Here is a 6,121-nt window from a genome sequence, read left to right on the forward strand (position 1 = left end):
TAATTTCCTGTAATTCGTTGATGCTATGAAGCACTGGCTTCCTAGCGGTCAATCTCACCAAATACAATATCCTGGGTACCGATAATGGTTACCGCATCCGCCAACATATGACCACGCGACATCTCGTCTAAGCCTTGTAAGTGCACAAAGCCCGGGGCACGGATTTTGAGACGGTATGGCTTATTGGCGCCATCGGAAATCATATAAATACCGAACTCACCCTTAGGATGCTCAACCGCTGCGTATGCTTCACCCTCAGGTACAGGGAAACCCTCTGAGAATAACTTGAAGTGGTGAATCAACTCCTCCATACCGGTCTTCATCTCAAGACGCTTAGGTGGGGTGATTTTATTGTCCTCGTACATGACAGGGCCTGGATTATCACGCAACCACTGTACACATTGCTTGATGATTTTGGTACTTTCGCGTAACTCGGCAATACGGCATAAGTAACGGTCATAACAGTCACCGTTAACCCCGACCGGGATATTAAAATCTAACTCATCATAGACGGCATAGGGCTGCTTACGACGAATATCCCACTCCACGCCGGAACCGCGCAGCATCACCCCGGTAAAGCCCTTATTGAGGGCGCGCTCAGGGGTCACAATACCGACATCGACCAAGCGCTGCTTCCAAATACGGTTATCGGTCAACAGCGTCTCGTACTCATCAATCGCCGATGGATAGTAATCGACAAAGGCCTCAATAAAGTCAAGCATCGAGCCTTCACGCCACTCGTTAAGACGCTTCATATCGCGTACGCTACGGTACTTCGAGTCAATCTCGTGCTTAGGCATGCTGTCAGGCAGATCACGATATACACCACCGGGACGATAGTAGGCGGCGTGCAAACGCGCACCGGACACTGCCTCATAGCAGTCCATCAGGTATTCGCGATCACGGAAAGCGTATAAGAACACCGCCATTGCACCCACGTCTAAGGCATGCGAACCGATAGACATCAAGTGGTTAAGAATACGGGTAATCTCATCGAACATGGTACGGATGTACTCGGCACGCTTAGGTAATTCGATACCTAATAGCTTTTCTACCGCCATACAATAGGCGTGCTCGTTAACCATCATGGAGACGTAGTCTAAACGATCCATATAAGGGAGCGCCTGCACATAGGTACGCTGCTCAGCTAATTTCTCGGTACCGCGGTGTAATAAACCAATATGCGGGTCCGCTCGTAAAATCACCTCACCATTAAGCTCAAGAATCAAACGTAAAACGCCGTGAGCTGCCGGGTGCTGCGGACCGAAGTTTAAGGTATAACTTTTAATATCTGCCATAATTACTCTCGCCCTGCTCCATAACCCTCTTCGCGAATGACTCGCGGTGTAATCTCGCGATTTTCAATCGACACAGGCTGATAGACCACACGCTTTTGCTCAGGGTCGTAAATCATCTCAACATGACCAATCACCGGGAAGTCCTTGCGGAAAGGGTGACCGATAAAGCCATAGTCAGTCAAAATACGGCGTAAGTCGGGGTGCCCCTCAAACACAATACCGAATAAGTCAAAAGCCTCACGCTCAAACCAGTTAAGACTGTTCCAGATATTGACTAAGCTAGGTACGGATGGGAAGTCATTATCCTGCGGGAAGGTACGCACACGTAAGCGCCAATTATGCTTGACTGATAATAAATGCAAGACCACCGCAAAACGCCCTGGGAACTGACTGGGTTGCTCGGAGGGCATCGCATCCACAGGCTCCAAGGCCGCATCTAAATCAGCAGTAGCCTCTGTTGGCAGCAATGGTTGATTATCCTCAGGCGCAACCGATACCCCACCATAGGTTAAATAGTCCACACCACAGAGATCAATCGCTTGTTGGAACGCTAGCTCCTCGTGCTCATGCAGCATTGAACAGGTCTGCACCCAATGCTCGGGCGCCACGGTCAAGGTCAATTCACCAGCATACGCTACAATCTGAGCCTGCTCGCCTAACAGCTTGACTAAGGTGTGATGTAATTTCTCTAAACGCGTCATCTCAGCCTCCTACGCCTCACGAGCGATCGTCTTTTGATGACGAATCTTATTTTGGAGCTGTAATAAGCCGTATATCAAGGCCTCTGCGGTTGGCGGACAACCCGGCACGTAAATATCAACCGGCACTACGCGGTCACAGCCACGCACCACAGAGTATGAGTAGTGGTAGTAACCACCGCCATTAGCACAGGAACCCATGGACACCACCCAACGTGGCTCAGCCATCTGGTCGTATACCTTGCGTAGCGCAGGTGCCATTTTATTACACAAAGTACCGGCAACAATCATCACATCGGACTGACGCGGACTGGGACGGAAAATAATCCCGAATTGGTCCATATCATAACGTGCCGCACCAGCGTGCATCATCTCTACCGCACAACAGGCCAAACCGAAGGTCATCGGCCACATCGAACCCGTCTGGTACCAGTTCATCACCGCATCCACGGAGGTAACCAGAAAGCCCTTTTCTTTTAATTGAGTTTGTTCAGACATTTATCTACCCTTTTCTGAAAATTAATCCCAATCTAGCGCACCCTTTTTCCACTCGTAGATAAAGCCAACCGTAAGAATGACTAAAAACACGACCACTGTGGAGAAACCGACTAAGCCAACTTGCTGATTGGCAACCGCCCATGGGAATAAAAAGGCAATCTCTAAGTCGAATAAAATAAATAGAATGGCGACTAAGTAGTAACGAACATCGAAACGCATGCGCGAATCCTCAAATGCCTCGAAACCACACTCGTACTGGGACAGCTTCTCATCATACGGGTTTCTCGGGCCCAACACGACCCCCAGCAATAACAATACAACCCCAAGGCCGCCTGCCACTAGGACAAACAAAAGCACCGGAAAATACTCTGCTACATTCATGAAACACCTTTAAAGAAAGCTTATGAACTTTTTAAACTGTCTATCGCTACAATTAATTAATAAAATTGTAATTAAATAAACCTTTCTATTGTAGCATTTTTTCACACATTGAGCGTTGCGCATATACTATAAAAGTAGGAGGAAATTCAATCTAGACTGTGGAGACAATAGATGCATGCTACTAGGTGCATTAACAGACTATTACAAGTAGCTGAAAAACAAAAATCAATCAATTGAAACTTGAAACTACCGAAACTGGCAAAAAGGAGACTTTTAAGAGCTGCACCAAGCTGCTGCAAAAACGCTATATTGAACCATCCCTTACCACTAACTCGCCAGCCACCATCACGTACTCGGTCTGACCCCGCCCTTGGCCAGCAGCACTTTGCCATTCGAATTATCTTCCCCTTCATTCCCCTTAGGCAGGGCGATTCAGCTTGACCAGCCTAGCTAGGCAGACACAAAAAAAGCTGCGAATTAAAACCGCAGCTTTTTAATCGAGGAGGCCACTCACTTTTTAGCCTCGTCTTTTTCCAAACGTTTGTCTAGCTTTTTATTTGCTTCTTTAAAATCTTCATACCTGTCTTTACAGGTCTGGGTGAACTGCTCTAAATCACCCTCCATGGATTCAAAGGATGCTCTCAACTCCTCAGCTGCTTTTACAGCGGCGTCTTTTGCTTCGGGGAATCGATGCAAGCGATCCTCAAGCGCTTGGAAATAGTCTAAACACTCTTTAGGTAAATCATCACGGGGAATAGCACTTAAGGGACTGTCATCACCCATCGCCTGCTCCACCGCCCCTGGCAGCTCTTCCTCAGTATCATCCCGAGACATCTTATCAACCACCTCAGCTGAAGATGCTTCATTGCTGTCAGCCTCTTTAGGTTGAGGCTTATCGGGCGAGCCTGCACCAGCATAACCCGTGCTCGCTGGACTACCAAGCGAGTTGGCTTCTTCAACGTAAGTGTCATTCGTATCAGTATTGCCGTGAGCTATTAAGGCAAACGAAGCGAATAATGTTGCTACTAATATTTTTACTTTCATCACACCACCTCTATTGTGAATGGTTAAAAAACTAAGCTAATAAACAATTAAGGGATATTAGTTAGTCGTGATTCAAACACTTCTAAAGCTATTTAAACCACATTTTGCAAACTCAGCTATCTCTGCCTCACTTGCGCTTCCTTTTTTTGCTTCACCAATATGACTAATAAAAGCAAAAGAAGTCAGTCAAGTGTAACCATCGCTTGTGATGAACGCTATTACCAATCTATGTTAGATGCGACATATTATTACGAGAAGGAGATCAGTCTAACCATGTTTAGCTGGGATTTTTGCAGGCGGTCATGCTATTACTTGTTGACCATGATGACAACTTTAGGTCAGGCGAACTTTGCGGCTTTCTTAAGCACAAATGCAAAAAGCCACTCCGAAGAGTGGCTTTTTTATCTATTTATTCTACATGGTCAAGCCATGCGAACAATTAGAAGCGGTGCTGTAAACCAATAACTGCTTGAGTAGCATTGGTTTTAGTTTTACCGCTGAAGTTATCACGACGCTCTTTACCTTCAGCCCAACCGTAAGAGGCTACACCGTATACAGAAGTGCGCTTAGATAAGCTGTGACGGTAACCTAAAGCAAAGTTGTGAGATTTAACTTTTACATCAGGGTTAACATCTTTGTTCTTAACAGTGTTACCGGCGTAAGAGAACATTACTTTACCAGCATCACCCACAGGCGCAGATAAACCACCTAACCATGAGTGCTGACGTAAACCTTCACCATTAAAGGCACCCGCACCAAAGCCTGGAGTAGCCTCCAAACCAATTGTTTCAACAGCATGATCAGCTAAGGCACCCACACCACCGATAGCACCATCAACTTGACCGCCGTACATTAAATGCAATTTTACTACGTCAAAGTCGTAAGTACCACCAACGTTCCATGCTTTAGTTTTAGCGTCTGAAGTAGTCTCACCGTTTAATTTAGACTTCAAATTGATGTAATCAAATGAGGCACCTAAGTAGATAGGACCTGAAGTAAAACCTAAACCAGTAGTCACACCGAATAGACGGTCACTTGTTTTAGTGTCACCACCAAAGCGCTCACCGCTAGTTTTTACACGGTTATCATCATGCACTACACCCACACCAAACTGGAAGCCGCTAAAGTTAGGAGAAACGTACTTAATTGCACGATCGTAGCGAGTAGAAAGTGAGTCACCAAACACATTAGTCGCAGAAGCTAAACCACCACCAGTACCGAATGGATCAACTGGCGCTACAAAGGTATCAGCAGCGTTGTATTGACGACCGATAGTGAAAGTACCCCAGCTATCGCCAGTTAAACCAACATAAGCCTGACGACCAAATAAGCGATTTTCTTTAGTTTTTAAGGTACCGTATACAGGTTTACCATCAGCATCAACATCTACCACAACCTTATGAGACACTGATTTAGCCTGCGAGGCAGAGCCATCACCTAAATCAAAACCACTTTCTAAAACGAAGATAGCAGACGTACCGTTACCTAAGTCCTCTTTACCTTTTAGGCCCCAACGGTTACCGTTCATAACACCACTACGTACGCCGAAGTTACGAGTTGATACCTTACCATTCGTGTAATCACCGCGGTACTTAGTTTCAATGTTTTGATAACCGTAACCAGCGTCAACTAAACCGTATAAAGTGACAGATGATTCTGCGTGAGCAACACCGGCGAAACCGGTAACAAGAGCTGCAGCTAGCAAAGTCTTTTTCATTTGTTAAATCTCCGTAGATTTGAGTAATTAGAACAGTATTCGCAACATCCACTTGTTTGAATGACTGCCCTCTAAATATTCCACAAAGGGAAGATGTGTTTATTGCACCAAATTTTGAGTGTTTTGACTACTCTTAAACTCAAAATTCTCTTTTTTTTGTTGTTTTAGTCATGCTTCTGTTGCCATGAGGCAACAAAAAAGAACTAAAACAACAACCCTAGGTCTTGCTGCTTGTTGGTATTCTTAAGAAAATACTTTAAGTTAGAACCCCAACTACTTCATACAAACAAAACCAAACAACAACTTCAGTTTACCTGTTTTTAGCGATAAAACAACGTTTATGTTGTATAAGCGATACGTTTTTGCTGTATTCTGTTATTTTTACACAACAAAAACACCTTAAATCTCACTTTTACGTAGCTTGTACGCAACAAGTCAAGCCAATGCAGTGTGAGACTTTTGCATAAAAACGGTTAAATAGCGCT

6 protein-coding genes are annotated in these 6,121 nt (G+C 45.2%); all 6 read right to left on the reverse strand.

What is annotated here, in order from left to right:
• Positions 1–41: 41 nt before the first annotated feature.
• Complete coding sequence (locus tag HMPREF3144_RS01500; protein WP_018027319.1) at positions 42–1,298, reverse strand: NADH-quinone oxidoreductase subunit D; 1,257 nt, start codon at positions 1,296–1,298, stop codon at positions 42–44.
• A gap of 2 nt (positions 1,299–1,300) precedes the next feature.
• Complete coding sequence (locus HMPREF3144_RS01505) at positions 1,301–1,999, reverse strand: NADH-quinone oxidoreductase subunit C (protein ID WP_070475906.1); 699 nt, start codon at positions 1,997–1,999, stop codon at positions 1,301–1,303.
• 9 nt (positions 2,000–2,008) lie between these two features.
• On the reverse strand, positions 2,009–2,494 hold the full coding sequence (locus HMPREF3144_RS01510; protein ID WP_018027321.1) for a NuoB/complex I 20 kDa subunit family protein: 486 nt from the start codon (positions 2,492–2,494) through the stop codon (positions 2,009–2,011).
• 21 nt (positions 2,495–2,515) lie between these two features.
• The gene (ndhC, locus tag HMPREF3144_RS01515) at positions 2,516–2,875 is read right to left on the reverse strand and encodes an NADH-quinone oxidoreductase subunit A (RefSeq protein ID WP_018027322.1); all 360 of its coding nucleotides are present in this window, start codon (positions 2,873–2,875) and stop codon (positions 2,516–2,518) included.
• A gap of 510 nt (positions 2,876–3,385) precedes the next feature.
• Positions 3,386–3,919 (reverse strand): hypothetical protein, encoded by a 534-nt coding sequence (locus tag HMPREF3144_RS01525; RefSeq protein ID WP_070475912.1) that lies wholly within the window; start codon positions 3,917–3,919, stop codon positions 3,386–3,388.
• 439 nt (positions 3,920–4,358) lie between these two features.
• On the reverse strand, positions 4,359–5,636 hold the full coding sequence (locus HMPREF3144_RS01530; protein WP_070475915.1) for a porin: 1,278 nt from the start codon (positions 5,634–5,636) through the stop codon (positions 4,359–4,361).
• Between the last annotated feature and the right edge of the window lie 485 nt (positions 5,637–6,121).

Source organism: Oligella sp. HMSC05A10 (assembly GCF_001808335.1).
Classification (GTDB): Bacteria; Pseudomonadota; Gammaproteobacteria; order Burkholderiales; family Burkholderiaceae_B; genus Oligella; species Oligella urethralis.